Here is a 23,797-nt window from a genome sequence, read left to right on the forward strand (position 1 = left end):
AAAATAAAGGCCCGCCGATTTTTGGTGGGCCTTTTTGATTCCGGGAAAATTGCTCAGAGCAGGCCGAGTGCTGCCAACTCCTGACGCAGTTCCGCAGGGAGCGCTGCCCTGCCCGACTTTCCAGCCGCTTCATCACGCGGCACTTCGTTCTCGCTCAGATAACGCCATCCCTGAAAAGCGCGGCGCGGCTGCCATTCCGTCGGAACGATCTTCGGTTCCAGCACGAAATGGCAACGGCTGATGCCGACTTCATCCGTAAAGGGCCGCACATCAAGCAAACGCTGGCGGCACTGGATATTGCCCTTGATGACCCAGTAGAGCGAACCGCCCTCCAGAAGCTCGTCGATGCGTTTCGGCACCATCCGCGTCGTGTGGGTTTGTTCGGGCACAAGCCCCGCGCCCCGCTGTTCAGCGAGGCGGAAATCGATCCAGGCTGCGAGATCTTCGATACTATCGCAACCGACACAAAGCTTGACGAGATTGAGAGCCATGGAAGCGGTTTAACCAAGGGATGCGACCGCTTCAAGCAAGAAGAATCGCGTTCTCCTAAAGTTGAGAACTCAGCAGGCTACGACATTCACCGCAAGACCGCCCTGACTGGTTTCCTTGTAGCGTTCGCTCATATCGTGGCCAGTCTGACGCATGGTTTCGATACAGGCATCGAGCGGCACGAAATGTTTGCCATCGCCCTTCACGGCCAGCGATGCAGCTGTCACCGCCTTCACCGCACCCAGCGCATTGCGTTCGATGCAAGGCACCTGAACCAATCCGGCAACAGGGTCGCACGTCATGCCCAAATGATGCTCGAGCGCGATTTCAGCGGCATTTTCGATCTGCTCCGGCGAACCGCCGAGAACAGCGGCAAGCCCCGCTGCCGCCATTGCCGAAGCGGAACCCACCTCGCCCTGACAGCCAACCTCTGCGCCGGAAATCGACGCATTGTGCTTGATGACGCCACCAATGGCTGCCGACGTCAGCAGAAAATCGCGAATGCCCTTCTGGTCGGCATCATCGTGGAAATGCAGATAATAGCGTAGCACCGCAGGCACCACGCCCGCGGCGCCATTGGTCGGCGCGGTAACCACCCTGCCGCCCGAAGCGTTTTCCTCGTTGACCGCCATGGCATAGACCGACAGCCAGTCATTGGCGAGCAACGGATTGCTGCGATTGTTGCGCCAGTCATCCTGAAGCTTGTCGTGAATGTGCCGTGCCCGACGACGAACGCCCAGCCCGCCGGGCATGATGCCCTCGCGGCTCAATCCGCGTTCGATGCAGCCGCGCATGGCGCCCCAGACGCGATCCAGCCCCGCGTCGAGTTCCTCACGCGACATATGCACTTCTTCATTGGCGCGCTTCATTTCGGCAATCGACAGCCCGCTATCATGGGCCATGACCAGCATTTCAGCGGCATTGCGGAAAGGATAAGGCACGTCGGCCTTGTCATCCGGCTTCGCACCGCTGCGCTGGACGCGGCTCAATTCTTCCTCTGTGACGACGAAACCGCCGCCAATGGAAAAATAAGCACGACGCAACAAAAGATTGTCGTCGTGATCGTAAGCGGAAAACGCCATACCGTTGGCATGGCCGGGGAGCGGCGTCTTGCGGTCGAGAACAAGATCGACCGCCGGATCAAACTGATAGGCGGGATGGCCTCCCGGCTGCACTTTCTTGGCCGCCAGAACCTTTTCTACTTCCGAATCCATGATATCGGGATCGATCGTGTCGGGCAGAAAACCGCAAAGGCCGAGAATGACGGCGCGGTCCGTCGCATGACCGACGCCGGTATAAGCCAGCGAGCCATGCAGGCTCGCCTTCAGGCGAACGATTTTGGAATGCGCAGGCCGTGGCCAGTTGCCGCTGATGATCTCATTGAGAAACATCCGCGCAGCCGTCATGGGACCCATCGTATGGGAGCTGGAGGGCCCAATACCAATCTTGAAGAGATCGAAAACCGACAGAAACATTCCACACCTTCTGCAGCTTCGACTAAACGGAGCTGACCAAGCTTTGACCTAACGCCCGTCCTATCCAGACGGTTGTATACGCGAGCGAATACAACACGCGTTGCGGTACATTCATATCAGATAGTGTAAGAAAGGAATAACGCAAACGGATTGCCGAAATGCGGCATCAATTTTCCGGAATGCGTAGCTCTGTTTCTGCGCTGCTGCCGGATCGTTCAGACCCCAGCGCCTGATCGATCAAACAGAGAAGAGGTAGGCCATGAGAATAATAGCGGCGAGCCCAATGACTGCCCAGAGCGTAACGCCCCAGCAGGATTTTTGAACTGTTTCGTCCATGGAACTTTTCATAACCCTATTGTGTATCGGTCTGACAAACAGTGGTTTTGATCACGTCACTGTTACCGCTCATATAGCCCCGTGAAGTGCGAAATGCAACGGTGAAAAGCGGCTGAAATGCGGCAACCTGTCAAAACTGCAAGCACCGCACTTTAAAAATCCATTCCGTATCAAAAGCTTACAAAATTTTTTCATTAACAAAAGCTTTACAGTGGCGGCGAAAATGCGGCATCAGGGTTGTGGGAGGAACATATCTGTCTTGCCGGTAATCCGGTAAGCCGCAAGTCCCACCCACTCGCGCATGGCGACGCTGAAGCGCGAAAGGGCATCGTTGGGCGACTCCAGATAGATGGAGAATTCTTCGTTCAATCGCGTCTTGTAATCGACTGGCCAGGCGATCACGTCGAAACCCGCCTTGCGAAAACAGCCGACCGCGCGTGGCATGTGATAGGCGGAGGTCACCAACAGCCACTTTTCTCCCGCTTTGGGCTGAGCCAGTTCCTTCGAGAAAACCGCATTCTCAACCGTATTGCGCGACTTGTTCTCGTAGATATAGCGGTCTCCGGAAAAGCCGAGATCGTCCAGAAGCGCGCGCGTTGTGTCGGCTTCGCTGGTGGATTGCTCGAAAAAAGCACCCTCGCCGCCGGAAACGATAATCTTCGCATTGGGATAAAGCCGCGCAAGCCGCATCGTCTCGACAATGCGGTCAGCCGCGCTGTTCAATTCAAAACCGGGCCGTCCCGCATTGATGTCGCCATTCATGTAACCGCCCAGAACGACAATGCCGTCGACCTTATCCGGCAAAGCAGCTCTCGGAAAGCGGTCTTCCAGTGGGGCCAGAAACAGAGCGCCGAGCGTTGTGAAAGCGCTGACGAAAACGATAAGCGCGGCCAGTCCCAATACCGACAGGCCTGTTTTGCGAAAACCGGCCCATATGGCCACAATTCCGAGCAAAACGAACAGGAAAATGATCGTAAGCGGCTGAAAGAACAGCCAGAAAAGCTTTGAAAAACTGTAGAACACTCTGAAACCCCTAGCGAACCGATCCACACGGGGCCGAATCCCACGCATCTCGATACTATAGCCTTGGATCAGCCTGTGTTAGAGATTTGCGGGGAATCGAAACCGGAAAGCATCATGCAGAACACCGCTGAAACGGAACTGTCACCCGCTGCCTCGCGTCCTCGTCTCGGACGCATCGATATTGCGCGCGGAATCGCGCTAATCGCCATGGCGATCTATCATTTTGGCTGGGATCTGGAGTTTTTCGGCTATATGGCCCCGGCAACGACGGCACAAGGCGGCTGGAAACTGTTCGCGCGCTGCATTGCTTCCAGCTTCCTGTTTCTCGTTGGGTTCAGCCTGGTTCTAGCCCATGGTCGCGGCATACGCTGGCGTTCAATGGGCATACGTCTTGTCCAGATCGTCGTTGCGGCTGCGGCCATCACCGGCGTCACCTATTTGATGTCACCGGAAAGCTTCATCTTTTTCGGCATCCTGCATCAAATTGCGCTCGCAAGCGTTCTGGGCCTGCTTTTCTTGCGACTGCCATGGATCGTGACCCTTTGCGCGGCCATCCTGGTCATTGCTGCGCCCCATTTTGCCAGAACCGATATTTTCAACCATCCGGCACTGGCTTTCCTCGGTCTTTCGACCGTCACAATACGGTCCAACGACTTTGTGCCGCTATTTCCATGGTTTGGCGCTGTTCTGTTGGGAATTGCCGCGTCGCGCATCGCCGAGCGCTACAATTTGCTCCCGCTGCTTTCCGGAGGCATCAAGCCCCGCTTTCTGCAAAAGCCGCTCACTTTTATCGGCAGGCACAGCCTTGCCTTCTACCTCATTCACCAGCCGGTACTTATTTCTCTGGTGTATGTCTTCGCGCAAATCGCGCCGCCTGCGCGACCAGCGCCAAGAGAAGCCTTCACGCAGTCCTGCGTGGCCGCCTGTTCGCAAACCGGCAGCGAAGCGCTTTGCAAGGCGTTCTGCGGCTGTGTCGTGACCGAGCTCGACAAGGCGCAACTGTTCGATGACGTCTTTACCGGCAAGGCTGATCAACAGAACAACAGTACGGTGCGGGAAATCGCGAATATGTGTTCGCCTGTTCCCGATACACAACCGGAATAGATGGCGTCAGGTGCTGACGCCAAGCTCCGCCAACCGCTCAATGCAAGCTTCTTCGATCTGATCCAGTTCGCCGACGGTTTCATCGATATCGCGGCGCTTCTGGCGCAGATCGTCACGTTTTTCTTCGACGCGCTTCATCAAAAGCTTGAGCTGACCGGTCTCGCCGGGCGGCTCGCGATACATCTGGATGATCTCGTGAATCTCGGCGATGGAAAAGCCCAGTCGCTTGCCGCGCAGAATCTGCTTGAGAAGGTGGCGGTCCGACGGGCGGAACAAGCGGGTCCGGCCACGCCGCACAGGCGCGATCAGTCCTTCATCCTCGTAAAAACGCAAGGTACGGGTTGATATCCCGAATTCCCGCGTCAGTTCCGTAATCGTATAATATTCGCGCACCACGGCATTGCACCTCACCTTGAGTGATTGAATGTTGTGCAACCGCATTTACGTAAAAGTCAATATCAATCCGTCACATCCTAAAATATTGACACTCTTTTAGGAGCCGCAAACTTGGGCTTATAACAGTCGAAGAACACGAAAAATGTACGATACGTTATGGGAAAAGCGCATTAAAACAGCGATATAGAGTTATTAGCGGCTGCGCTCTCTTGCCATGATATTGCCGATCGTGCGTTATAGCCCATCCTGAAACCAGCATGATGGCAATTTATGCGGCGCTCGATAAAATACACATTGGCAGGCCTTATCGTCATCGCAATCGGCGGTGCGCTTCCATTTGCAATCGAGCCACTCGTGGTCAAGCTCGGCGAAGGATCGATTCGCCAGCTCGCGCGCGACGGCAAGTTCTGCAAAACGGACACCTGCGAGGACGGCGTTGAATATGTGACTGCTTTTCTGGAAACCAATTACGGCCTCTCGCCGCACGATGTTAAATGGTGTATGGGCGTCGATGTCATCTCGCATTACGAATTGCCGTTCGGCAATAATCTGAAAAAATCCGTCACAGACCGTATGTATGCGCGATGCGGAGATCCCCGGCAGGACGAAGCTGAGGGCGATCACAGCGAAGAATAGAGCCGAACAGAGGACATACTTCCATGAAGCGTTTTTTACGCATTTTTGCGTGGCTGGTCCTCGCCTCCATTCTCATCGTCACAGTCGGCCCGATCAGCCTGCGCCCGATCAGCGGCGAACCTGCGGATGTGGAGCGCTTCGGCGCGTTCTTTCTGGTGGGCACGCTGTTTGCCCTCGCTTATCCCCGCCACTGGCTATCTGTTTTGCTGCTGACAGTCGGCTGCGCGGGTGCATTCGAGTTGTTGCAGCGTCTTGCGCCCGGACGTCACGGGGAAATGGCGGATTTTCTTTTCAAGGCCGTGGGTGCTGTCTGTGGAACGACCGCGGGCTATCTTTTGAGCAGACTGCCCATCTTTCGGCAGTCCTAAATCAAATCAGGCCACCGACATCAGGCTCAGCCTGTCGCGGGCGGTCTGTCGCATGAATTCCTGATGGATTGAACGCAGCAACGCGAAGAGATCGTCGTTTGCAGCCAGTTGTCTGCTTTTGCCAGTGGTTTCAAGCATCAGAGCGGAGACTTCGACCGGGCCGAACTTGCTGCGTCCGTTGGCAACAGCGCGCCATGCCTCGATGGCCGCAATCAATGCGGCGTGGGTAGCATCACTCAATCCGGCGGATCGCAGCAAAGCGACCATTGCCGCCGGGCGTCCGTGCGAAATGATCGAGCAAATGCGTTCTTCATCGAGATCGGACAGCGACGCCATCAGGGCCGCGAACAGATCAATGCGACCGCCCGCGACAACACGGATGATGAAAGCGGTCGTCACCTCCCCGCGCAGTCGCAGATGTTCGACTACTGCGGGCAATTCCTGCTGCGTGCAAGCTTCGGCTATGTCGATGGACGCCCGCACGAACGCATCGCCGACGAGCTTCGCGGCGCGTCTCTCGCCAAGGAGACGATTGACCAGCGGCATTTGGCGCAGGGCGTCGCCGACCTTCACCACAAGCAAATGACGGCAATCGGCAGGCAGTTGCGGATGCGCCAACAGTGCCTCACGCACTTGTGGCTCATGTCCACAACGCTCTGCAATCCGGCGGAATGACAGCGGCGCAATCCGCGCGCAACTGTTGCGGAGAAGTTCGGCCACCGATTCGAATGAGCCGACTTCTGCAATGGCAGCGGCCAATGCGATGGAAACATGCGGACGGGCCGCGACCAGCAACTGGATCAACGGCGCGCCGAAGGAAACGCGGTCGATAAGGTCCGCCTCGCTCAACAGCGGCGAGCGCGCGATGATATAGCCAGCCACTTCCGGCTGATCGGCTGCAAGCGCCGTAACGATATGCAAGGGAGAATGCGCGCTGGTGGACAAAACATCGGCCATGGCAATGCGCACTTTGGGCGACGGATCGTCGAGCATCAGTGTCAGGCTTGCTTCAGCGAAGGCACGAGATTGCTGCGGCTCCTGCTGGTCAATGCAGCATTGCGCAAGCGCTGCGGCTTTGACGATACGGGCCGAAACCGGTTCGGTTCGGCTGATTGGCGCACCATTTTCGATATACATTCTGGCCCCGCTCCAGACAGTTCTTTGTATTCAAAATTGGTAAATTAAAATGGTTTATGATCCGTTTACCATAAGCTCCACCCGGCTCTGAAATCGAATGGAACCGAACGGCGTTCCGCACGTTTTCCTTGCATCAATCAACGGAGACGACAAATGGCCGAAGACAAGACCACCAACGATATCCAGCAGGCTTTGGAAAAGCAGATCGCCGATATGCGCGGTGAGCTGAAACGTCTTTCCCGCTCGCTTGCCTCCCAGTCTGGAGAATTCCGGGAGCGTGCGGAAGACGCAATGGATGACGTATCGGGTCGGCTGCGGCACACGGCACAGGCTGTGCGCGATCGCGGACAAGTGGTGGCGGAGACGATACGTGAAAATCCCGGAACGGCGACCACGCTGTTCGGGACCGCCGGCATTCTCGGCATTCTGATCGGCGTTGCCATCGGATGCGCGATTTCGGATCGCCGCTAGAGTACATCCTGAAACGTCTGGTACGGTTTTCGGGATTTGCTTTGTAGCAAGCCGATTGAAGCCGGTTTAAGGAAGGCCCGCGTCGCCCCCTCGCGCGGGCCTTCCTGTATCTATTTCCCTTTACGCCTGCTCAGCTGCCTGATAGTGCAGCTGCATCGGCAATTTTGCCACCGGTCGCAGCCTACCCGGTCAAAACAAGGACAAGAGCCAAGCAGCAATGCTTGTGCTGCGCGCATAAGCGCGAAACTGGCTGCGCCGTAACTTGACGAAAGGCGCTTAAATGTCAGAAAATACAATATATTCCGGCCTTACCCAACTGGGATCGACCACAGGTGTTCCCACCTCGCCGGAAGAAGCCGTTCTCGAAAAGGTCGCCAATCCGCAGCATGGCACGCGCTATTGCGTGCGCTTTACGGCACCGGAATTTACATCGCTCTGCCCCATGACCGGGCAGCCGGATTTCGCGCATCTGGTGATTGACTATGTTCCGGACCGCTGGCTGGTGGAAAGCAAATCGCTCAAGCTTTTCCTGTTTTCATTCCGCAATCACGGCGCTTTCCACGAAGATTGTACTGTGACTATCGGCAAGCGTCTGGTCGATCTGCTGCAACCGGAATGGCTGCGCATCGGCGGTTACTGGTATCCGCGTGGAGGCATCCCGATCGACGTTTTTTACCAGACCGGTGCAGCGCCGCAGGATGTCTGGATTCCTGAACAGGGCGTGCAGAATTATCGCGGAAGAGGATGATGGAGGCCTCGCCCTGGGTTTGAACCAAGGACAGGGGAGTTTGCAGGCTCCCTGCGTTGCATTCCGCCACGAGGCCATTGCCGATCGTTCCTAGATCGCAGAACTTGCTGACCGGTTAATGGCCTCAACTGAACCACAAGTATCGGGCAAGAATGTGAAACTTTGTGAACACACGGCAAATCCAGCACCTCTATTGTCCTGCCTTCACCCCGTCCCTATTATCTGTTCAACCGACAGCGCCTGTCCATTTTCGGGAAAAACATCATGAAACGACGCGGTATATTTGTCTCGCTCGCCCTGTTATCCGGCATCATCCTCACAGGCTGCGGTGGCGCGGGAAAGGCTGCCATGGATACAGGCAAGAGTTTTGACCGATTCGGCTGTATGTCCCGCAACTTCAAGGGAGAGCCGCCCTGCCCGCAGCCGGATCAGGCTCCACCCAAGACCCAATAGGTGTTGAGCCTGAAACGATAAAGGGAGGCCCCAGATGGCTATCGAACCGCAAGATGTGCTCAAATTCTGGTTTTCGCCCAAGATGCGTGAAAACTGGTTCACGAAAAGCGACGATATCGACAATGAGATTCGCGAGAAATTCGCTGTCGCCTATGCCGATGCACGCGCCGGCAAGCTGGAATCGTGGAAGCAACAGCCGGAAAGCGCGCTGGCCTTAACGATCCTGTTCGATCAGTTCCCGCGCAATATGTTCCGCGGCTCGCCGCGTTCCTTCGAGAGCGACGGCCTGGCACTGGATGTGGCCATGCAGGCGCTCGACCACGATTTCGACCGGCAGCTTTCCGCCGATGAGCGGCAGTTCTTCTACCTGCCCTTCATGCACAGCGAAAATCTGGACCACCAGCGCCGCTGCGTCGAGCTTTATGAAAGGCTCGGCGACCCATATTCGCTCGGCTTTGCCCGCGACCACCACAACATCATCGAGCAGTTCGGCCGTTTCCCGCATCGCAACAAGGTGCTGGGCCGCGCAACCACGGAAGACGAAGCCGACTTCCTCAAGGAACATGCAGGTTTCTGACTACATCAACCTGTAAGGCAGGATGCCACGGCGGTCGTGATCGACCGCCAGCCTGCTTTTGAGCGGCGGCACGGCACGCTGCACACATTCCGCACGGTCGCAAATCCGGCATGAAACGCCAATGGGATCGAAGGCTGACCGCGCCGTGATATCGAGACCATCCGCATAGACGAAATCATGGGCGTAGCCCACTTCACAGCCAAGGGCGATGGCATAGCGCCGCTGCGGGGCGTTGAAACCACCCTCGCTTTTCGTCAGTTCCGTGGCCACACAGAGATAGCGGGCACCGTCAGGCGTTTCTGCCAACTGACGGATAATCCTTCCTGGCATTTCGAAAGCCTGATGCACATTCCAGAGCGGACAGGCGGCGCCATAACGCGCAAATTGCAGCTTGGCGGCACTGTGTCGCTTGGTGATATTGCCTGCCCGGTCGATACGCGCGAAAAAAACCGGGATGCCGCGCTGGCCCGAACGCTGCAAAGTGCTGAGACGATGCGCAACCTGTTCCAGACTGGCCCCGAACCGCGAAGCCAAAAGTTCAAGATCATGGCGCAGTTCTTTCGCCGCCGACAGAAAAGTCTGGTACGGCATGACCAGCGCGCCGGCAAAATAATTGCGCAGGCCGATCTTGCAAATCTCGACTGCTTCGACCGACCTGAAATCGGCCCGCCTTGCTATCGCATTGACCAGTTCTTCCATTTCAAGTTCGGCGATTTGAAATGCGATCTGGAAATGGCGCGTCGAAGCAGGCGAATAGGGATTGAGATAGAGAACCCGTGCTTGCGCATCGAAGCGACGCAGAACCGCCTCGTCTGAACCGGACCTTGCCAGCCGCACGCGGTGGCGGTCTTCCATATATTGCGGCAGGGCGACACCGATATCCCGACCGGGAATATCCAGCTTCTCGGCAAGCTTTTCTGCTGCAACATCAATCTCATGCACATAATTGTCGATAAAATGAAAGAAGTCGCGAACTTCCTCATAAGGCGCAGGCTCGGCTATCGAAGGCGCGCGCCCCAGCTGGTTATCGAGACTGGCAAGCTGCTCGCTGTTGCGCCGATAAGCCTGATGGCAGGCGATCAGGGCATGCGCCAGTCCCGGCGCATTCTGGGTGATGAGTTTCAACTCCTGGAGGTTCGGCTTGTAATTGTCGAATACAGGATCGGCCAGCGCCTCGGAAACCGCCGATAACAACCGGTCATCATCCCCGAGCGAGATCGCGCCAATATCGATCTGGTAATTCTCGGCCAGCGCCAACAGGACGGCTGCCGAAACGGGGCGCTGGTTGTTCTCGATCTGGTTCAGATAACTCGTTGAAATACCGAGACGTTCAGCAAAGGCCGACTGCGTGGCCTTATGCTGCTCGCGGATTTGACGTATCTTCCTGCCGACATAGAGTTTTTTAGGTGCCATTTTCGCAATTTCGCATTTTGCTATTTGCAAATTTATAACTTACACAATCGCACCTTTTCAAGCTTTTCTACACGGCTCACAAGCGCTTTAAGCATTTTAGAAAACGCATCTAAAAATGCCTATCATTTCAGTTTCATAACCGACTTTCGAAGGCCGCAATAATGCAGGAACTCCTAGAACAGCTCGAAGCCCGCCGCGCCGAAGCGCGTATCGGCGGTGGCCAACGCCGTATCGATGCCCAGCACGCCAAAGGCAAACTGACCGCCCGCGAACGTATCGAAGTGCTTCTCGACGAAGGATCGTTCGAGGAGTTCGATATGTATGTCACGCATCGCTGCACCGATTTCGGCATGGCGGAGCAGAAAGTGGCAGGCGATGGCGTCGTCACCGGCTGGGGCACGATCAATGGCCGTCAGGTCTATGTGTTCAGTCAGGATTTCACTGTGCTCGGCGGCTCGCTGTCGGAAACCCATGCCCAGAAGATCTGCAAGATCATGGATATGGCGATGAAGAACGGCGCGCCCGTCATTGGCCTCAACGATTCGGGCGGCGCGCGCATTCAGGAAGGCGTCGCCTCGCTGGCGGGTTATGCCGACGTGTTCAAGCGCAATGCCGATGCCTCCGGCGTCATTCCGCAGATTTCCGTCATCATGGGCCCCTGCGCGGGCGGCGCGGTCTATTCCCCGGCGATGACCGACTTCATCTTCATGGTGCGCGACAGTTCTTACATGTTCGTTACCGGCCCGGATGTGGTGAAGACCGTGACGAATGAGATCGTCACGGCGGAAGAACTGGGCGGCGCACGCACGCATACCGCCAAGTCGTCGGTCGCTGATGGCGCTTACGAAAACGACATCGAAGCGCTGGAACAGGTGCGCATTCTGTTCGATTTCCTACCACTCAACAATCGCGACAAGCCACCGGTCCGTCCGGTGCATGACGACCCGTCCCGGCTGGAAATGCGGCTCGATACGCTGATCCCCGACAGCGCAACCAAGCCCTACGACATGAAGGAACTGATCCACGCGCTGGCAGACGAAGGCGAGTTCTTCGAAATTCAGAAAGCCTTCGCCAAGAACATCATTACCGGATTCCTTCGTATCGAAGGCCAGACAGTCGGCGTCGTCGCTAACCAGCCCATGGTGCTTGCAGGCTGCCTCGATATCGATTCCTCGCGCAAGGCCGCACGTTTCGTACGCTTCTGCGATGCTTTTTCGATCCCGCTTCTGACCCTTGTGGACGTACCGGGCTTTCTGCCGGGCACGGCGCAGGAATATGGCGGCGTCATCAAGCACGGCGCAAAGCTGCTGTTCGCCTATAGTCAGGCGACAGTGCCTATGGTCACGCTCATCACGCGCAAGGCCTATGGCGGCGCTTATGACGTGATGGCCTCCAAGCATATCGGCGCGGACATCAACTATGCCTGGCCAACGGCGGAAATCGCCGTGATGGGTGCCAAGGGCGCAACGGAAATCCTCTATCGCTCGGAACTGGGCGACCCCGAAAAGATTGCCGCCCGCCAGAGCGAATATGAAGAACGCTTCGCCAATCCGTTCGTCGCCGCCGAGCGTGGCTTCATCGACGAGGTGATCATGCCGCATTCCTCGCGCCGCCGCATTGCGCGCGCTTTTGCCAGCCTGCGCAACAAGCAACAAAGCGCGCCCTGGAAAAAGCACGACACCATTCCGCTGTGATCCGGTTCAGTTGAGTAGATAAAGATGATCAAGAAAATCCTCATTGCCAATCGCGGCGAAATCGCCTGCCGTGTGATCAAGACCGCAAAGAAGATGGGCATTGCCACGGTTGCGGTTTATTCCGATGCCGACCGCAATGCGCTGCATGTGAAAATGGCCGACGAGGCCGTGCATATCGGGCCTGCACCTTCCAACCAGTCCTACATCGTCATCGACAAGATTCTGGATGCCATCAGGCAGACCGGGGCGGACGCCGTGCATCCGGGCTATGGCTTCCTGTCGGAGAATGCCCGTTTCGCCGAAGCGCTGAAGGCGGCCAATGTCACTTTCATCGGACCGCCGGTGAACGCCATTGATGCGATGGGCGACAAGATCACCTCCAAGAAGCTGGCGGCGGAAGCGTGCGTTTCCACCGTGCCCGGCCATATGGGCCTGATCGAAGACGCTGACGAAGCGGTGAAGATCGCTGGTTCCATCGGCTATCCGGTGATGATCAAGGCGTCTGCCGGTGGTGGCGGCAAGGGCATGCGTATTGCGTGGAACGACGACGAAGCCCGCGAAGGCTTTCAACTGTCGCGCAACGAGGCAAAATCCTCCTTCGGCGACGACCGCATTTTCATTGAAAAATTCGTCACGCAGCCGCGCCATATCGAAATTCAGGTGCTTGGCGACCAGCATGGCAATGTCGTCTATCTCGGCGAACGCGAATGTTCCATCCAGCGCCGAAACCAGAAGGTGATCGAGGAAGCGCCCTCACCCTTCCTCGACGAAGCGACCCGCAAGGCCATGGGCGAACAGGCCGTCGCACTTGCCAGGGCGGTTGGGTATTTTTCCGCCGGTACGGTTGAGTTCATCGTCGATGGCAGCCGCAATTTCTATTTCCTCGAAATGAATACGCGCTTGCAGGTGGAGCATCCGGTGACGGAACTCATCACCGGGATCGATCTGGTGGAAGAAATGATCCGCGTTGCCGCCGGTGAAAAGCTGCGCTTTGGTCAGGCCGATGTGAAGCTCAATGGCTGGGCCATGGAAAGCCGTCTCTATGCCGAAGACCCTTATCGCAACTTCCTGCCCTCCATTGGTCGCCTGACCCGCTACCGGCCTCCGGTGGAAGGTCGTCGCGACGACGGAACGGTCATCCGCAACGATACCGGCGTGTTCGAGGGCGGCGAAATCTCGATGTATTACGATCCGATGATCGCCAAGCTTTGCTCCTGGGGGCCGGATCGCCTTGCCGCAATCGACGCGATGGGCAACGCGCTCGACGCCTTCGAAGTGGAAGGCATCGGCCACAATCTGCCATTCCTGTCCGCCGTCATGGACCACCAGCGCTTCAGAGCCGGTGCATTGACCACGGCCTTCATCGCAGAGGAATATCCGGATGGTTTCTCGGGTGTTGCGCCATCGGAAGATGATGCGCGCCTTCTGGCTGCAGTCGCTGCCCATATCAATCTCACCGTTGTCACCCGCGACGGACAAATTTCCGGTCGTCTTTCCGGGCAGGACCTCAAGCCCGGCAACGACTGGGTGGTCAAGATCGGCGACCATCTTCTGCCGGTTCGCCTTGCCGACGGCGAAGGCGGCGCAACGGTGAATTTCGTCGATGGCGGCAGCCTCACCATTGCCAGCGACTGGCATCCAGGACGCGAACTCGCCACATTCACCGTCGGCGGCAAGCCGCTGAGCGTGAAGGTCGCCCGCGCGGGCTCCGGCTGGCGTCTGCGCTGGCGCGGCATGGACCTGACCGTGCATGTGCGAAAACCCCGCATCGCGGAACTGGCAAAGCTGATGCCGGTCAAGCTGCCGCCGGATACATCGAAAATGTTGCTCTGCCCGATGCCGGGCGTCATCACCTCGATTCTGGCAGAGGAAGGCGTTACGGTGGAAGCCGGACAACCACTTGCGACGGTCGAGGCCATGAAGATGGAAAACGTGCTGCGCGCCGAACGTCGCGCCACCGTCAAGCGCGTTGCCGTCAAGGCCGGAGAAAGCCTTGCCGTCGACGAACTGATTATGGAATTCGAATAAGCCTGCAACGCGGTGCTTTGCACCGGCTCAAGGTGCAGGTGCAAGCTTTCCTCATCCTGAGGAGCGCCCGCAGGGTGCGTCTCGAAGGACGGGGAAGCTGGGCATGAGGACGATATGGGATGGAGAATAAGCCAATGACGCAGAAAACCCGCGCGGATTGGGAAGCGTTGGCCGAAAAGGAACTGAAGCGCCCTGCGGATAGCCTTGTCTGGCATACGCCGGAAGGCATCGACGTGAAGCCGCTTTATACGGCGGACGACCTGCAAAATGTCGGCCATCTCGACAGCCTGCCGGGTTTCGAACCGTTCGTGCGCGGCCCGCGCGCGACCATGTATGCCGGACGTCCGTGGACCATCCGCCAATATGCTGGTTTCTCCACCGCCGAGGCATCCAACGCCTTCTACCGCAAGGCGCTGGCCGCCGGACAGCAGGGCGTGTCCGTCGCCTTCGACCTTGCCACCCATCGCGGCTATGACAGCGACCATCCGCGTGTCGTCGGCGATGTCGGCAAGGCGGGCGTGGCCATCGACTCCGTCGAAGACATGAAAATCCTCTTCGATGGTATCCCGCTTGAGAAGGTTTCCGTGTCGATGACCATGAATGGCGCGGTGATCCCGATCCTCGCCAATTTCATCGTTGCAGGCGAAGAACAAGGTGTCTCTCGCGACCTGCTTTCCGGCACCATCCAGAACGACATTCTCAAGGAGTTCATGGTCCGCAACACCTATATTTATCCGCCCGAACCCTCCATGCGGATCATTGCGGATATCATCGCCTATACGGCGACGGAAATGCCGAAGTTCAACTCGATTTCCATTTCCGGCTATCACATGCAGGAAGCTGGCGCGACGCTGGTGCAGGAACTGGCCTTCACGCTGGCCGACGGGCGCGAATATGTGCGTGCGGCCCTGCAAAAAGGCCTCAATGTCGATGACTTTGCCGGTCGCCTATCGTTCTTCTTCGCCATCGGCATGAATTTCTTCATGGAAATCGCCAAGCTGCGCGCAGCCCGTCTTCTCTGGACGCGCATCATGAAGGAATTCGAGCCGAAAAAGCCGGGTTCCCTGATGCTGCGCACCCACTGCCAGACCTCTGGCGTGTCTTTGCAGGAACAGGACCCCTACAACAATGTCGTGCGCACGGCATTCGAGGCCATGTCGGCCGCCCTTGGCGGCACGCAATCGCTGCACACGAACGCTTTCGACGAAGCCATTGCTTTGCCGACGGAATTTTCCGCTCGCATCGCCCGCAACACGCAGCTCATTCTCCAGAACGAGACCGGCGTGACCAAGGTGGTCGATCCGCTGGCCGGCTCCTATTACATCGAAAGCCTGACCAACGAACTGGCCGAGAAGGCCTGGGCGTTGATCGAGGAAGTGGAAGAACTGGGCGGCATGACCAAGGCCGTCGAAAGCGGCCTGCCGAAGCGGCTGATCGAGGAAGCCGCCACCAAGCGTCAGGCTGCCATCGACAAGGGCGAGGAAGTCATTGTCGGCGTCAACAAGTTCCGGCTGGAACAGGAAGACGAGATCGACATTCTCGAAATCGACAATACCGCCGTGCGTCAGTCGCAGATCGCGCGCATCGAGCGCATTCGCCAGACCCGCGACAAGGCAAAGGTCGAAGCCGCCCTCGCCGCTCTCGAAGAAGTGGCGACCAGCGGGGAAGGCAATCTTCTTGCCGCAGCCGTCGAGGCATCCCGCGCTCGCGCCACGGTCGGCGAAATTTCCGACGCCATGCGCCGCGCTTTTGGCGACCACGCCGCAGAACCGAAAGTCATCCGCAAGGTCTATGGCGATGCCTATCAGGACGAGCCTGAATATCAGACGCTGGTGTCGCGGCTGGAGGAGTTTTCCAAGCAGAGCGGCGAAACGCCAAAGGTAATGGTCGCCAAGCTTGGACAGGACGGGCATGACCGCGGCGCCAAGATCATCGCGTCAGCTTTCGGCGATATCGGGTTCGAAGTTCTGGCCGGACCATTATTCCAGACACCCGACGAAGCGGCTGATATGGCCATCAAGTCGAAAGTGCACGTCATTGGGGTGTCGTCGCTGGCTGCCGGTCACAAGACCCTGCTGCCGCAGCTCGTTGATACGCTGAAAGCAAAAGGCGCGGAAAACATCGTCGTGGTTTGCGGTGGAGTGGTGCCGCGTCAGGACTATCAATATCTGTTCGACCACGGCGTCGCAGCGGTATTCGGCCCCGGCTCGAATGTGTTGGATTGTGCACGCGCCGTTCTGGACATTCTGGAAGGGAAACGCCGCAATCTTTGATTTATCAAAGGGTTAAATCAAAAAAGCGATTCATTTTATGAACATGAAAAGCCGGAGCATACGCTTCGGCTTTTCTCTTTGTATCGCCTTACGACTTCGGGTCCGCGGATGCCGGTATCGCGGAACTCGTCACCGAAACCGGATCGCTCGCGGGAAAGGTATCTTCCAGCCCTTCCTCCAGCTGACGTTCCAGTTCGGCCCGGTCACCTGCCCGCCTTGCGCTGGGGCGCGTCAGCAAGGTGTCGGGTTCAATTCCACATTCCATGGACGCAACGCCGAGCGCCGCACCAAGCTTGGCTGCTGCACGCCGAATGGCATCGTCGCGATTCAACTCCACCCCGGTTTCGTTTTCAAAAATCACGGATACCTTTTCATCACCCTCGGCAATAAACTCGACCGTATAGAGCTTGAAGCCGCCTATCGAGCCGATGCGGGTTTCGACGATTTCCATATGCTGATCTCCGCGCTTTTTCCGACTGCGGGATAACGGAAATCGGTCGTAATAGTTCCATGCCGGCCCGTAGGAACACCGCTATAAAAAGCGTGACACGAAAACTTCAACTACGCTCTTCCCCGGACAAAAGCCGAGCCTATATCCCTATAGGGATTTTTGCGGAAATTGCTTTTCAAGGAAAGGATGTCCCATGGCCGTCAGCAGAAAGGACCAGGCGCGCGCGCTTAATGCAGAAGAGAAGGAGCTGGTGGAAAAGACCCAGCATCCGCATTTGCAGGAAGTGTCCGACGAGGAACTCACCCAACTGGCAAAGCTGATCCGCGAGCGCCGCAAGAAGGCGCGCGATCAAGCCAACCAGCGCCGCCGTGAAATGCGCGGCAAATCGGCGGCCCGTGGCGCGACGGCTTCAAAGGCCGATGAAGGCTCTCACCTGAAGGTTGCCGTTCTCGCGACTGCCGTGGCGCGCATCAATGGCGAAGTCGAGCGCCGTGAACAGATGGCAGCTGCCAGCGATCTGATCGCCAACGCCCAGAAAGCGCTTGCAGCAAAGCTCGCCAGCGAAAAGGCTGCCAAAACCTTCAATACGCGTCATGCCCATTTCGGTATGCGAAATGTTCCAAATGAAAAGTACAGCACTTTCACGCGGCTTGCCGATCGCGGGCGTAACCGCAAGACCGCAAGTGTCAAACAGGCGAAGAAAGACGCCCGCTAGCCACACCCTGTGAAAATTGATTATAAACAACAGCTTAAAACGGCTCTTTGATTCAATCACAGAGCCATTTCAAAGCATCTCCAGCGCCACTTTTCGCGAAGGCGGCGCAAAGGCGCGGTCAAGACGCGCCAATTGCTCTTCGGAAAGCCGCAAATCTGCGGCTTTTCTGTTGTCGCGAACATGATGCAGGTTCGATGATTTTGGAATAGCAACCACGTTGCCCTTGCGCATGATCCATGCCAGCGCCACCGCCGCAGGCGTCACGCTATATTCCGCAGCGATCTCCGCCAAAGCGCGATTGCCGAGCAAACGGCCCTGTTCGATAGGCGAATAGGCCATCAGCGGAATGCCATGCTGACCGCACCAGGGCATGAGGTCGAATTCTGGCCCGCGCCGTGTGAGATTATAGAGAATCTGATTGCTCGCGACAGCCTGACCGCCCGTGACGCTGAACAGCTCTTGCATATCGCCTGCATCAAAATTGCTGACACCCCAAGCGACGATCTTGCCTGCCTGCTGCAATTCCTCGAAAGCAGCAATTGTTTCAGCCAGCGGATGACGCCCGCGCCAGTGCAGGAGATAAAGATCGATGCGATCCGTACCGAAACGTTCCAGACTGCGCTCGCAAGCCTCGATCGTGCCAGTCCGAGATGCGTTATAGGGCAGAACCTTGCTCACCAGAAACACGTCGTCGCGGCGACCTGTTATGGCTTCGCCGACAACTTCCTCAGCTTCGCCATCGGCATACATTTCCGCCGTGTCGATCAGCGTCATGCCAAGCTCGATACCGTATCGAAGCGCCTCAACCTCATGGTGACGCTCTCCGGCGTTCTCACCCATATACCAGGTGCCTTGTCCCAGCGCTGGAACGTTCTGACCTGACGGAAGCTTGATCTGCGGTATCGTGCCGGTCATCTCTTTTTCCTTATCGACGGATCACAAGCATGATCACGTAAGATCAGGAAAATACAAGGCCTTAAGCATGATATCTTATGCGAATTGCAGCCCAAATCCCTGCATCAGCCTGCGGATGGCATAATCCGGCTTCTGTGAGGTGAAGACCGCAAGATCGTCGTGGTGATGCAATTCAACATCGCCCTTGCGCGGCGTCAGCAGCGATACGGTGCGGCGCGCAATCGCTTCCGCCGGATCGAGCCAATCCACCGGCCATGGTGCCAGACGGCGGAACACATTGGCGAGAAACGGATAGTGGGTGCAGGCAAGCACCACGATATCCGTGCGGTTGCCATCCTTCTCGATAAAGCACGGCGCGATCTGTTCCACGACCAGCGCTTCATCGATCTCCTCGCCGCGAATATGCGACTCGGCAATGCTCGCCAGCCGATCAGCGCCGACCAGCCGCACATGGCATTGCGAGGCGAAAGACTGGATGAGATCGCGGGTATAAGCGCGCTTCACCGTGCCGGGCGTCGCCAGCACGGAAACCAGCCCGGACGATGTGCGCTCGGCGGCGGGCTTGATCGCAGGCACGGTCCCCACAAAAGGCACCGATGGATAGGCGCGGCGCAAATCGTCCAGCACCAATGTCGAGGCCGTATTGCAGGCGATGACCGCGATTTCAGGATTGTGCGTTGCGATGAAACCGCCGAACAGTTCAACGATACGCGCCCGAAGCGCCTCTTCTTCCCAGCCGCCATAGGGAAAACCGGCATCGTCGGCGATATAGACGAAACGCCGGTCCGGCATCAGCACCCGCGCCTCGCGCAACACCGTCAAACCGCCGATACCGCTGTCGAAGACCAATATAGGTCTTTCGTTGTCGGTTGTTGCGGAAGCGGAAAAGCTGGCGACGGGCGCGTCTTTCATTCTGCCTTATCCTCTGGAGCGGGCTTGCGGGCGCGACCTTCCGGCGCGCCGGAGCCACGCGGCTTCTTGGGCGTAAACACATCAAGCGAGGTGACAACCCCGCGCAGGAGCTTCAATTCCGCTGAGGCGAAACCGGCCCGCGTCAGCACGGCGCGCAGATTATTGACCATAATTTCCTTGCGCGCTTCGGGCCGGAAATAGCCTCTGACATCAAGGGCTTCTTCCAGATGGTTGAACAGGCCCTGCAATTCGTGCTTCGGCGCAAGCTCCATCTCTGGTCCACGGAAAACCGTTTCCGTCTCGGTCTCGAGACCGGACTTCATCCACTCATAGGACATGAGCAGCACGGCCTGTGCGATATTGAGCGAGGCGAAGGCCGGATTGACCGGAAAAGTCACCAACTCATCGGCAAGCCCGACCTCTTCATTGCTGAGACCAAAGCGTTCACGACCGAAGAGGATGCCCGTCTTTTCGCCGCTTCGAAAACGCGTGCGCAATTCATTACCGGCCTCGACGGCGCTGCGCACCTGCTTGAAGCCATCGCGTTCACGCGCCGTGGTGGCATAGACGAAATTGAGATCGGCAATCGCCGACGGCAGGTCGTCATAAACCACCGCATTGTCGATGACATGATCGGCCTTGCTGGCGGCGGCCCTCGCCTTTTCGCTGGGAAACTCCTCACGCGGATTGACGAGCCGCAATTCAGCCAGACCGAAATTCGCCATGGCACGCGCCACCATGCCGATGTTCTCCGGCAATTGCGGCTCCACCAGCACGATTGCCGGTCCTTCCGCGATAAAGGGGCGCTGCTTGTCTGTTCCTGCCATGATGCTTTCCGTCATATATATAATCGTGGCGTTTCCCTGACATAATTGAGGTAAATTCGCAAAGATTCCCCTTACGTTCGTCCGCAAAAAACAGGTGTAGTATCTGAATAACACCTGCCCTCGCCGCATCCATGCCAGATTAACCGTACGGAAAATCAGGATTCAGGGAGGAAGCCATGTCCGGTAAAAAAATTCTCATGCTGTGCGGTGATTTCGGCGAAGACTATGAAACCATGGTCCCGTTCCAGACCTTGCTTGCGGTCGGCCACACGGTTCACGCGGTTTGCCCCGGCAAGAAAGCGGGAGATCAGGTCGCGACCGCCATCCACGATTTCGAAGGTCACCAGACCTATTCGGAAAAGCCCGGCCATAATTTCACGCTGAATGCCAGTTTCGCCGATGTGAAGGCTGAAAATTATGACGCGCTGGTCATTCCTGGTGGTCGCGGGCCGGAATATTTGCGGCTCGATGACAAGGTGATTGCGATCGTAAAACACTTCTTCGAAGCAAACAAACCCGTCGCCGCCGTCTGCCACGGCGCCCAGCTGCTTGCAGCCGCCCGCGTGCTGGAAGGCCGCACCTGTTCAGCCTATCCGGCTTGCCGCCCGGAAGTCGAACTCGCCGGTGGCACCTATGCCGATATTCCCGTCGATAAAGCCGTAACAGACGGAAACCTCGTCACCGCGCCCGCATGGCCCGCTCATCCGGCATGGCTATCGCAGTTCCTCGCCGTGCTCGGCACCAAGATCACGCACGCTTGAGCATAATGGATATTGCCTGCAATCATCATCCGGTTGCAGGCAGCTTCATATTGCGCAACACTATCCACGGAGCTTTATCCGGGAGAAAATCATGTGCAGATTGTTCATCGGTGCCAATCCAGAACTCTGGCAGAGCGTAACACGCTCACTGCGCATTGATGGCGTCGTCACCAGCGTTAGGCTTGAAAACTTCTTCTGGTGGACACTGGAAGATGTTGCTTCCCGCGACGGTCTCAGCGTGAGCCGACTGATCAGCAAGCTTTATGGCGAATCCCGCGAAGAAGGCCACGACCTCGACAATTTCGCCTCTTTCCTGCGCGTCTGCTGCGGGCGCTATCTTTCCCTGCAACTGAACGGCCTCGTGCCGACCGACAAGGCAGCCGCCATTTCCGCGCTCGACGCCGATGCCATTCTGGCGCGCGAACAGGAAAATTACCGCCAGCAGCAGGAGAGCTGGAAGAAGCCACGCAACAGCGAGCCGGCAACGCACCACGCAGCCTGACCCCGCCCTTCGCGATTTTTTGACTGCCAATTTCACCTATAGGCCAAAGAATGAGCCCTGAGAGCTTTGCCTTATTCCCTGCGGGTGCTATAGGGGCCCAACGCATTCAAGACGCATTTAAAAAGAGGCTTCATCCATGGCAAAAATCAAGGTTGCGAACCCAGTCGTTGAACTCGACGGCGACGAGATGACCCGCATCATCTGGCAGTTCATCAAGGACAAGCTGATCCATCCCTATCTCGACGTCGATCTGAAATATTACGATCTGTCGGTTGAAAACCGCGATGCGACCAATGACCAGGTCACCATCGATGCAGCAAACGCCATCAAGGAACACGGCGTCGGCGTAAAGTGCGCAACCATCACCCCCGATGAAGCGCGCGTTGAAGAATTCAAGCTCAAGAAGATGTGGAAGTCGCCAAACGGCACCATCCGCAACATTCTCGGCGGCGTGATCTTCCGCGAGCCGATCATCTGCAAGAACGTTCCGCGCCTCGTGCCGGGCTGGACCCAGCCGATCATTGTTGGCCGTCATGCATTCGGCGACCAGTACCGCGCGACCGATTTCAAGTTCCCGGGCAAGGGCACGCTTTCGATCAAGTTCGTCGGTGAAGACGGCGAAACCATCGAACACGAAGTCTATCAGGCTCCGGCGGCTGGCGTGGCAATGGCCATGTACAACCTCGACGAATCGATCCGCGAATTCGCACGCGCCTCGCTGAACTACGGCTTGCAGCGCAACTACCCGGTCTATCTCTCGACCAAGAACACCATTCTCAAGGCCTATGACGGTCGCTTCAAGGACATCTTCGAAGAAGTCTACCAGACCGAATTCGCCGAAAAGTTCAAGGAAGCGAAGATCTGGTACGAACATCGCCTTATCGACGACATGGTCGCTTCGGCGCTCAAATGGTCGGGCGGTTATGTCTGGGCTTGTAAGAACTACGACGGCGACGTTCAGTCGGATATCGTGGCTCAGGGTTTTGGCTCGCTCGGCCTGATGACCTCGGTTCTGATGACGCCGGATGGCAAGACCGTCGAAGCTGAAGCTGCACACGGCACCGTGACCCGTCACTATCGCCAGCATCAGAAGGGCGAGGAAACCTCGACCAACTCGATCGCTTCGATCTTCGCATGGACCCGTGGTCTCGCACATCGCGCCAAGCTCGACGACAATGCCGAGCTGAAGCGCTTTGCCGATACGCTGGAAAAGGTCTGCGTGGACACCGTGGAAAGCGGCTTCATGACGAAGGATCTGGCGCTGCTGATCGGTCCGGATCAGCCGTGGCTCTCCACCACCGGCTTCCTCGACAAGATCGACGAAAACCTCAAGAAGGCAATGGCTGCTTAATCAGCAGCAGCTTTCATAAGAATGCGAAACGGCGGGTTTTCCCGCCGTTTTCTTTTTGATTTGCTTCATATGGGAAAACGCGCATTCTGCATCCATCCATTCAAGGAGGATAAAATGGCTGACCTGACGCTTTTCACCAATCCCATGTCGCGTGGACGTATCGCCCGCTGGATGCTGGAGGAGACGGGCAAGCCCTACGACGTTCAAATTCTCGATTTTGGCCCTCCGATGAAAGGCCCTGAATTTTGTGCCGTCAACCCCATGGGCAAAGTGCCCGCATTGCGCCACGGCGAAGCTATCGTCACCGAAGCCGCAGCCGTCTGCGCTTATCTGGCTGTCACCTTTCCGGAAGCAGGACTTGCGCCCCATCCCGACGAGCGCGCCGATTTCTATCGCTGGATGTTTTTTGCCGCAGGGCCGCTGGAAGCGGCGCTATCAAATCGCTCCATGGGCTTTGAAGTGCCGCCAGAGCGCGAGCGCATGATGGGCTATGGCAATTACGACAGCGTCGTCGCCACGCTGGAAAAGGCGGTATCGCGCCATCCCTATATTACCGGCAATCGCTTCACGGCAGCCGATGTCTATGTCGGTTCTCATATAGGCTGGGGCATGATGTTCGGAAGCTTGCCGCACCGCCCGGCATTTGATGCCTATTGGGAACGGCTGCAAGCCCGTCCTGCCGCAAAACGTGCAGCTGAACTGGATGACGCTGCCGTCAAGGCCGCGAGCTAAGGTGTCGACT

General features: G+C 57.3%; 25 protein-coding genes and 1 tRNA gene. 15 read left to right on the forward strand and 11 right to left on the reverse strand.

Annotation, left to right across the window (positions count from 1 at the left end; translation table 11 throughout):
• Positions 1 to 53: 53 nt before the first annotated feature.
• The 3 genes from D8666_RS03025 to D8666_RS03035 all read right to left on the reverse strand — a co-directional run bounded on the left by D8666_RS03025 (position 54) and on the right by D8666_RS03035 (position 3,323).
• Entirely contained in the window at positions 54 to 491 is a 438-nt protein-coding gene (locus D8666_RS03025) for a DUF1489 family protein (protein WP_109369183.1), read from the reverse strand.
• 69 nt (positions 492 to 560) lie between these two features.
• Positions 561 to 1,964, reverse strand: a complete 1,404-nt coding sequence (locus D8666_RS03030; RefSeq protein WP_109369184.1) for an L-serine ammonia-lyase — start codon at positions 1,962 to 1,964, stop codon at positions 561 to 563.
• A 567-nt stretch (positions 1,965 to 2,531) separates the two neighbouring features.
• Complete coding sequence (locus tag D8666_RS03035; RefSeq protein WP_109369185.1) at positions 2,532 to 3,323, reverse strand: YdcF family protein; 792 nt, start codon at positions 3,321 to 3,323, stop codon at positions 2,532 to 2,534.
• Between the two features lie 114 nt (positions 3,324 to 3,437).
• On the opposite strand from D8666_RS03035, the gene D8666_RS03040 reads away from it, so the two are divergent.
• Entirely contained in the window at positions 3,438 to 4,427 is a 990-nt protein-coding gene (locus D8666_RS03040; RefSeq protein WP_121536258.1) for a heparan-alpha-glucosaminide N-acetyltransferase, read from the forward strand.
• 6 nt (positions 4,428 to 4,433) lie between these two features.
• On the opposite strand, the gene D8666_RS03045 is transcribed toward D8666_RS03040, so the two are convergent.
• Complete coding sequence (locus D8666_RS03045) at positions 4,434 to 4,820, reverse strand: MerR family transcriptional regulator (protein ID WP_078340841.1); 387 nt, start codon at positions 4,818 to 4,820, stop codon at positions 4,434 to 4,436.
• Between the two features lie 273 nt (positions 4,821 to 5,093).
• On the opposite strand from D8666_RS03045, the gene D8666_RS03050 reads away from it, so the two are divergent.
• Both D8666_RS03050 and D8666_RS03055 read left to right on the forward strand, forming a co-directional pair.
• Complete coding sequence (locus D8666_RS03050; protein ID WP_109369187.1) at positions 5,094 to 5,459, forward strand: hypothetical protein; 366 nt, start codon at positions 5,094 to 5,096, stop codon at positions 5,457 to 5,459.
• A 23-nt stretch (positions 5,460 to 5,482) separates the two neighbouring features.
• Positions 5,483 to 5,827 (forward strand): VanZ family protein, encoded by a 345-nt coding sequence (locus D8666_RS03055; RefSeq protein ID WP_121536260.1) that lies wholly within the window; start codon positions 5,483 to 5,485, stop codon positions 5,825 to 5,827.
• A 6-nt stretch (positions 5,828 to 5,833) separates the two neighbouring features.
• Here the strand turns inward: D8666_RS03055 and D8666_RS03060 are convergent, their stop codons facing one another.
• Positions 5,834 to 6,964: a DUF2336 domain-containing protein gene (locus D8666_RS03060; RefSeq protein WP_109369189.1), complete on the reverse strand. Its 1,131-nt coding sequence runs from the start codon at positions 6,962 to 6,964 to the stop codon at positions 5,834 to 5,836.
• Between the two features lie 153 nt (positions 6,965 to 7,117).
• Between D8666_RS03060 and D8666_RS03065 the strand changes: the two genes are divergently transcribed.
• Both D8666_RS03065 and queF read left to right on the forward strand, forming a co-directional pair.
• Complete coding sequence (locus D8666_RS03065) at positions 7,118 to 7,435, forward strand: ElaB/YgaM/YqjD family protein (protein WP_109369190.1); 318 nt, start codon at positions 7,118 to 7,120, stop codon at positions 7,433 to 7,435.
• A 280-nt stretch (positions 7,436 to 7,715) separates the two neighbouring features.
• Positions 7,716 to 8,183, forward strand: a complete 468-nt coding sequence (gene queF / locus D8666_RS03070) for a preQ(1) synthase (RefSeq protein ID WP_109369191.1) — start codon at positions 7,716 to 7,718, stop codon at positions 8,181 to 8,183.
• On the opposite strand, the gene D8666_RS24130 is transcribed toward queF, so the two are convergent.
• Positions 8,184 to 8,259, reverse strand: a tRNA-Cys gene (locus D8666_RS24130).
• A 188-nt stretch (positions 8,260 to 8,447) separates the two neighbouring features.
• Here D8666_RS24130 and D8666_RS03075 point away from each other — a divergent pair.
• Both D8666_RS03075 and D8666_RS03080 read left to right on the forward strand, forming a co-directional pair.
• Complete coding sequence (locus D8666_RS03075; protein ID WP_109369192.1) at positions 8,448 to 8,636, forward strand: hypothetical protein; 189 nt, start codon at positions 8,448 to 8,450, stop codon at positions 8,634 to 8,636.
• Positions 8,637 to 8,670: 34 nt separating this feature from the next.
• The gene (locus tag D8666_RS03080; protein WP_121536262.1) at positions 8,671 to 9,213 is read left to right on the forward strand and encodes a DUF924 family protein; all 543 of its coding nucleotides are present in this window, start codon (positions 8,671 to 8,673) and stop codon (positions 9,211 to 9,213) included.
• Here the strand turns inward: D8666_RS03080 and D8666_RS03085 are convergent, their stop codons facing one another.
• Positions 9,214 to 10,626, reverse strand: a complete 1,413-nt coding sequence (locus tag D8666_RS03085) for a helix-turn-helix domain-containing protein (RefSeq protein WP_121536264.1) — start codon at positions 10,624 to 10,626, stop codon at positions 9,214 to 9,216.
• 161 nt (positions 10,627 to 10,787) lie between these two features.
• On the opposite strand from D8666_RS03085, the gene D8666_RS03090 reads away from it, so the two are divergent.
• From D8666_RS03090 to scpA, 3 genes are all read left to right on the forward strand, one after another.
• The gene (locus D8666_RS03090) at positions 10,788 to 12,320 is read left to right on the forward strand and encodes an acyl-CoA carboxylase subunit beta (protein WP_121536266.1); all 1,533 of its coding nucleotides are present in this window, start codon (positions 10,788 to 10,790) and stop codon (positions 12,318 to 12,320) included.
• A gap of 24 nt (positions 12,321 to 12,344) precedes the next feature.
• Entirely contained in the window at positions 12,345 to 14,348 is a 2,004-nt protein-coding gene (locus D8666_RS03095) for an acetyl-CoA carboxylase biotin carboxylase subunit (RefSeq protein ID WP_109369196.1), read from the forward strand.
• A gap of 134 nt (positions 14,349 to 14,482) precedes the next feature.
• Complete coding sequence (gene scpA, locus D8666_RS03100) at positions 14,483 to 16,621, forward strand: methylmalonyl-CoA mutase (protein ID WP_121536268.1); 2,139 nt, start codon at positions 14,483 to 14,485, stop codon at positions 16,619 to 16,621.
• A gap of 88 nt (positions 16,622 to 16,709) precedes the next feature.
• On the opposite strand, the gene D8666_RS03105 is transcribed toward scpA, so the two are convergent.
• Positions 16,710 to 17,072, reverse strand: coding sequence for a hypothetical protein (locus D8666_RS03105; RefSeq protein WP_109369198.1), 363 nt, complete (start codon positions 17,070 to 17,072; stop codon positions 16,710 to 16,712).
• Between the two features lie 193 nt (positions 17,073 to 17,265).
• On the opposite strand from D8666_RS03105, the gene D8666_RS03110 reads away from it, so the two are divergent.
• Positions 17,266 to 17,787 (forward strand): hypothetical protein, encoded by a 522-nt coding sequence (locus D8666_RS03110; protein ID WP_109369199.1) that lies wholly within the window; start codon positions 17,266 to 17,268, stop codon positions 17,785 to 17,787.
• Positions 17,788 to 17,856: 69 nt separating this feature from the next.
• Here the strand turns inward: D8666_RS03110 and D8666_RS03115 are convergent, their stop codons facing one another.
• The 3 genes from D8666_RS03115 to D8666_RS03125 form a co-directional block, all read right to left on the reverse strand.
• Complete coding sequence (locus tag D8666_RS03115; RefSeq protein WP_109369200.1) at positions 17,857 to 18,702, reverse strand: aldo/keto reductase; 846 nt, start codon at positions 18,700 to 18,702, stop codon at positions 17,857 to 17,859.
• A 75-nt stretch (positions 18,703 to 18,777) separates the two neighbouring features.
• Positions 18,778 to 19,614, reverse strand: a complete 837-nt coding sequence (gene murI, locus D8666_RS03120) for a glutamate racemase (protein WP_109369201.1) — start codon at positions 19,612 to 19,614, stop codon at positions 18,778 to 18,780.
• Positions 19,611 to 20,441 (reverse strand): RNA methyltransferase, encoded by an 831-nt coding sequence (locus D8666_RS03125; protein WP_109370249.1) that lies wholly within the window; start codon positions 20,439 to 20,441, stop codon positions 19,611 to 19,613. Before D8666_RS03125 ends, murI begins: the two co-directional genes overlap by 4 nt.
• A gap of 176 nt (positions 20,442 to 20,617) precedes the next feature.
• On the opposite strand from D8666_RS03125, the gene D8666_RS03130 reads away from it, so the two are divergent.
• The 4 genes from D8666_RS03130 (at position 20,618) to D8666_RS03145 (ending at position 23,787) form a co-directional block, all read left to right on the forward strand.
• Entirely contained in the window at positions 20,618 to 21,202 is a 585-nt protein-coding gene (locus D8666_RS03130) for a DJ-1/PfpI family protein (protein WP_109369202.1), read from the forward strand.
• Positions 21,203 to 21,293: 91 nt separating this feature from the next.
• Positions 21,294 to 21,704 (forward strand): ribbon-helix-helix domain-containing protein, encoded by a 411-nt coding sequence (locus tag D8666_RS03135; protein WP_109369203.1) that lies wholly within the window; start codon positions 21,294 to 21,296, stop codon positions 21,702 to 21,704.
• Positions 21,705 to 21,840: 136 nt separating this feature from the next.
• Positions 21,841 to 23,055, forward strand: a complete 1,215-nt coding sequence (locus tag D8666_RS03140; protein WP_109369204.1) for an NADP-dependent isocitrate dehydrogenase — start codon at positions 21,841 to 21,843, stop codon at positions 23,053 to 23,055.
• Positions 23,056 to 23,169: 114 nt separating this feature from the next.
• Positions 23,170 to 23,787 (forward strand): glutathione S-transferase family protein, encoded by a 618-nt coding sequence (locus D8666_RS03145; RefSeq protein WP_109369205.1) that lies wholly within the window; start codon positions 23,170 to 23,172, stop codon positions 23,785 to 23,787.
• Positions 23,788 to 23,797: the final 10 nt, after the last annotated feature.

The organism is Ochrobactrum soli (assembly GCF_003664555.1).
Taxonomy (GTDB): Bacteria; Pseudomonadota; Alphaproteobacteria; order Rhizobiales; family Rhizobiaceae; genus Brucella; species Brucella teleogrylli.

What these genes read in the sequence shown, in the direction of transcription:
- D8666_RS03050 (WP_109369187.1), top strand. Translation starts at nt 5,094, where the DNA reads ATGCGGCGCTCGATAAAATACACATTGGCAGGCCTTATCGTCATCGCA.
- D8666_RS03095 (WP_109369196.1), top strand. Translation starts at nt 12,345, where the DNA reads ATGATCAAGAAAATCCTCATTGCCAATCGCGGCGAAATCGCCTGCCGT.
- D8666_RS03130 (WP_109369202.1), top strand. Translation starts at nt 20,618, where the DNA reads ATGTCCGGTAAAAAAATTCTCATGCTGTGCGGTGATTTCGGCGAAGAC.
- D8666_RS03030 (WP_109369184.1), bottom strand. Translation starts at nt 1,964, where the DNA reads ATGTTTCTGTCGGTTTTCGATCTCTTCAAGATTGGTATTGGGCCCTCC.
- D8666_RS03085 (WP_121536264.1), bottom strand. Translation starts at nt 10,626, where the DNA reads ATGGCACCTAAAAAACTCTATGTCGGCAGGAAGATACGTCAAATCCGC.
- queF (WP_109369191.1), top strand. Translation starts at nt 7,716, where the DNA reads ATGTCAGAAAATACAATATATTCCGGCCTTACCCAACTGGGATCGACC.
- murI (WP_109369201.1), bottom strand. Translation starts at nt 19,614, where the DNA reads ATGAAAGACGCGCCCGTCGCCAGCTTTTCCGCTTCCGCAACAACCGAC.
- D8666_RS03125 (WP_109370249.1), bottom strand. Translation starts at nt 20,441, where the DNA reads ATGGCAGGAACAGACAAGCAGCGCCCCTTTATCGCGGAAGGACCGGCA.
- D8666_RS03135 (WP_109369203.1), top strand. Translation starts at nt 21,294, where the DNA reads ATGTGCAGATTGTTCATCGGTGCCAATCCAGAACTCTGGCAGAGCGTA.
- D8666_RS03090 (WP_121536266.1), top strand. Translation starts at nt 10,788, where the DNA reads ATGCAGGAACTCCTAGAACAGCTCGAAGCCCGCCGCGCCGAAGCGCGT.
- D8666_RS03055 (WP_121536260.1), top strand. Translation starts at nt 5,483, where the DNA reads ATGAAGCGTTTTTTACGCATTTTTGCGTGGCTGGTCCTCGCCTCCATT.
- D8666_RS03065 (WP_109369190.1), top strand. Translation starts at nt 7,118, where the DNA reads ATGGCCGAAGACAAGACCACCAACGATATCCAGCAGGCTTTGGAAAAG.
- D8666_RS03060 (WP_109369189.1), bottom strand. Translation starts at nt 6,964, where the DNA reads ATGTATATCGAAAATGGTGCGCCAATCAGCCGAACCGAACCGGTTTCG.
- D8666_RS03080 (WP_121536262.1), top strand. Translation starts at nt 8,671, where the DNA reads ATGGCTATCGAACCGCAAGATGTGCTCAAATTCTGGTTTTCGCCCAAG.
- D8666_RS03145 (WP_109369205.1), top strand. Translation starts at nt 23,170, where the DNA reads ATGGCTGACCTGACGCTTTTCACCAATCCCATGTCGCGTGGACGTATC.
- D8666_RS03025 (WP_109369183.1), bottom strand. Translation starts at nt 491, where the DNA reads ATGGCTCTCAATCTCGTCAAGCTTTGTGTCGGTTGCGATAGTATCGAA.
- D8666_RS03075 (WP_109369192.1), top strand. Translation starts at nt 8,448, where the DNA reads ATGAAACGACGCGGTATATTTGTCTCGCTCGCCCTGTTATCCGGCATC.
- scpA (WP_121536268.1), top strand. Translation starts at nt 14,483, where the DNA reads ATGACGCAGAAAACCCGCGCGGATTGGGAAGCGTTGGCCGAAAAGGAA.
- D8666_RS03110 (WP_109369199.1), top strand. Translation starts at nt 17,266, where the DNA reads ATGGCCGTCAGCAGAAAGGACCAGGCGCGCGCGCTTAATGCAGAAGAG.
- D8666_RS03115 (WP_109369200.1), bottom strand. Translation starts at nt 18,702, where the DNA reads ATGACCGGCACGATACCGCAGATCAAGCTTCCGTCAGGTCAGAACGTT.
- D8666_RS03140 (WP_109369204.1), top strand. Translation starts at nt 21,841, where the DNA reads ATGGCAAAAATCAAGGTTGCGAACCCAGTCGTTGAACTCGACGGCGAC.
- D8666_RS03040 (WP_121536258.1), top strand. Translation starts at nt 3,438, where the DNA reads ATGCAGAACACCGCTGAAACGGAACTGTCACCCGCTGCCTCGCGTCCT.
- D8666_RS03105 (WP_109369198.1), bottom strand. Translation starts at nt 17,072, where the DNA reads ATGGAAATCGTCGAAACCCGCATCGGCTCGATAGGCGGCTTCAAGCTC.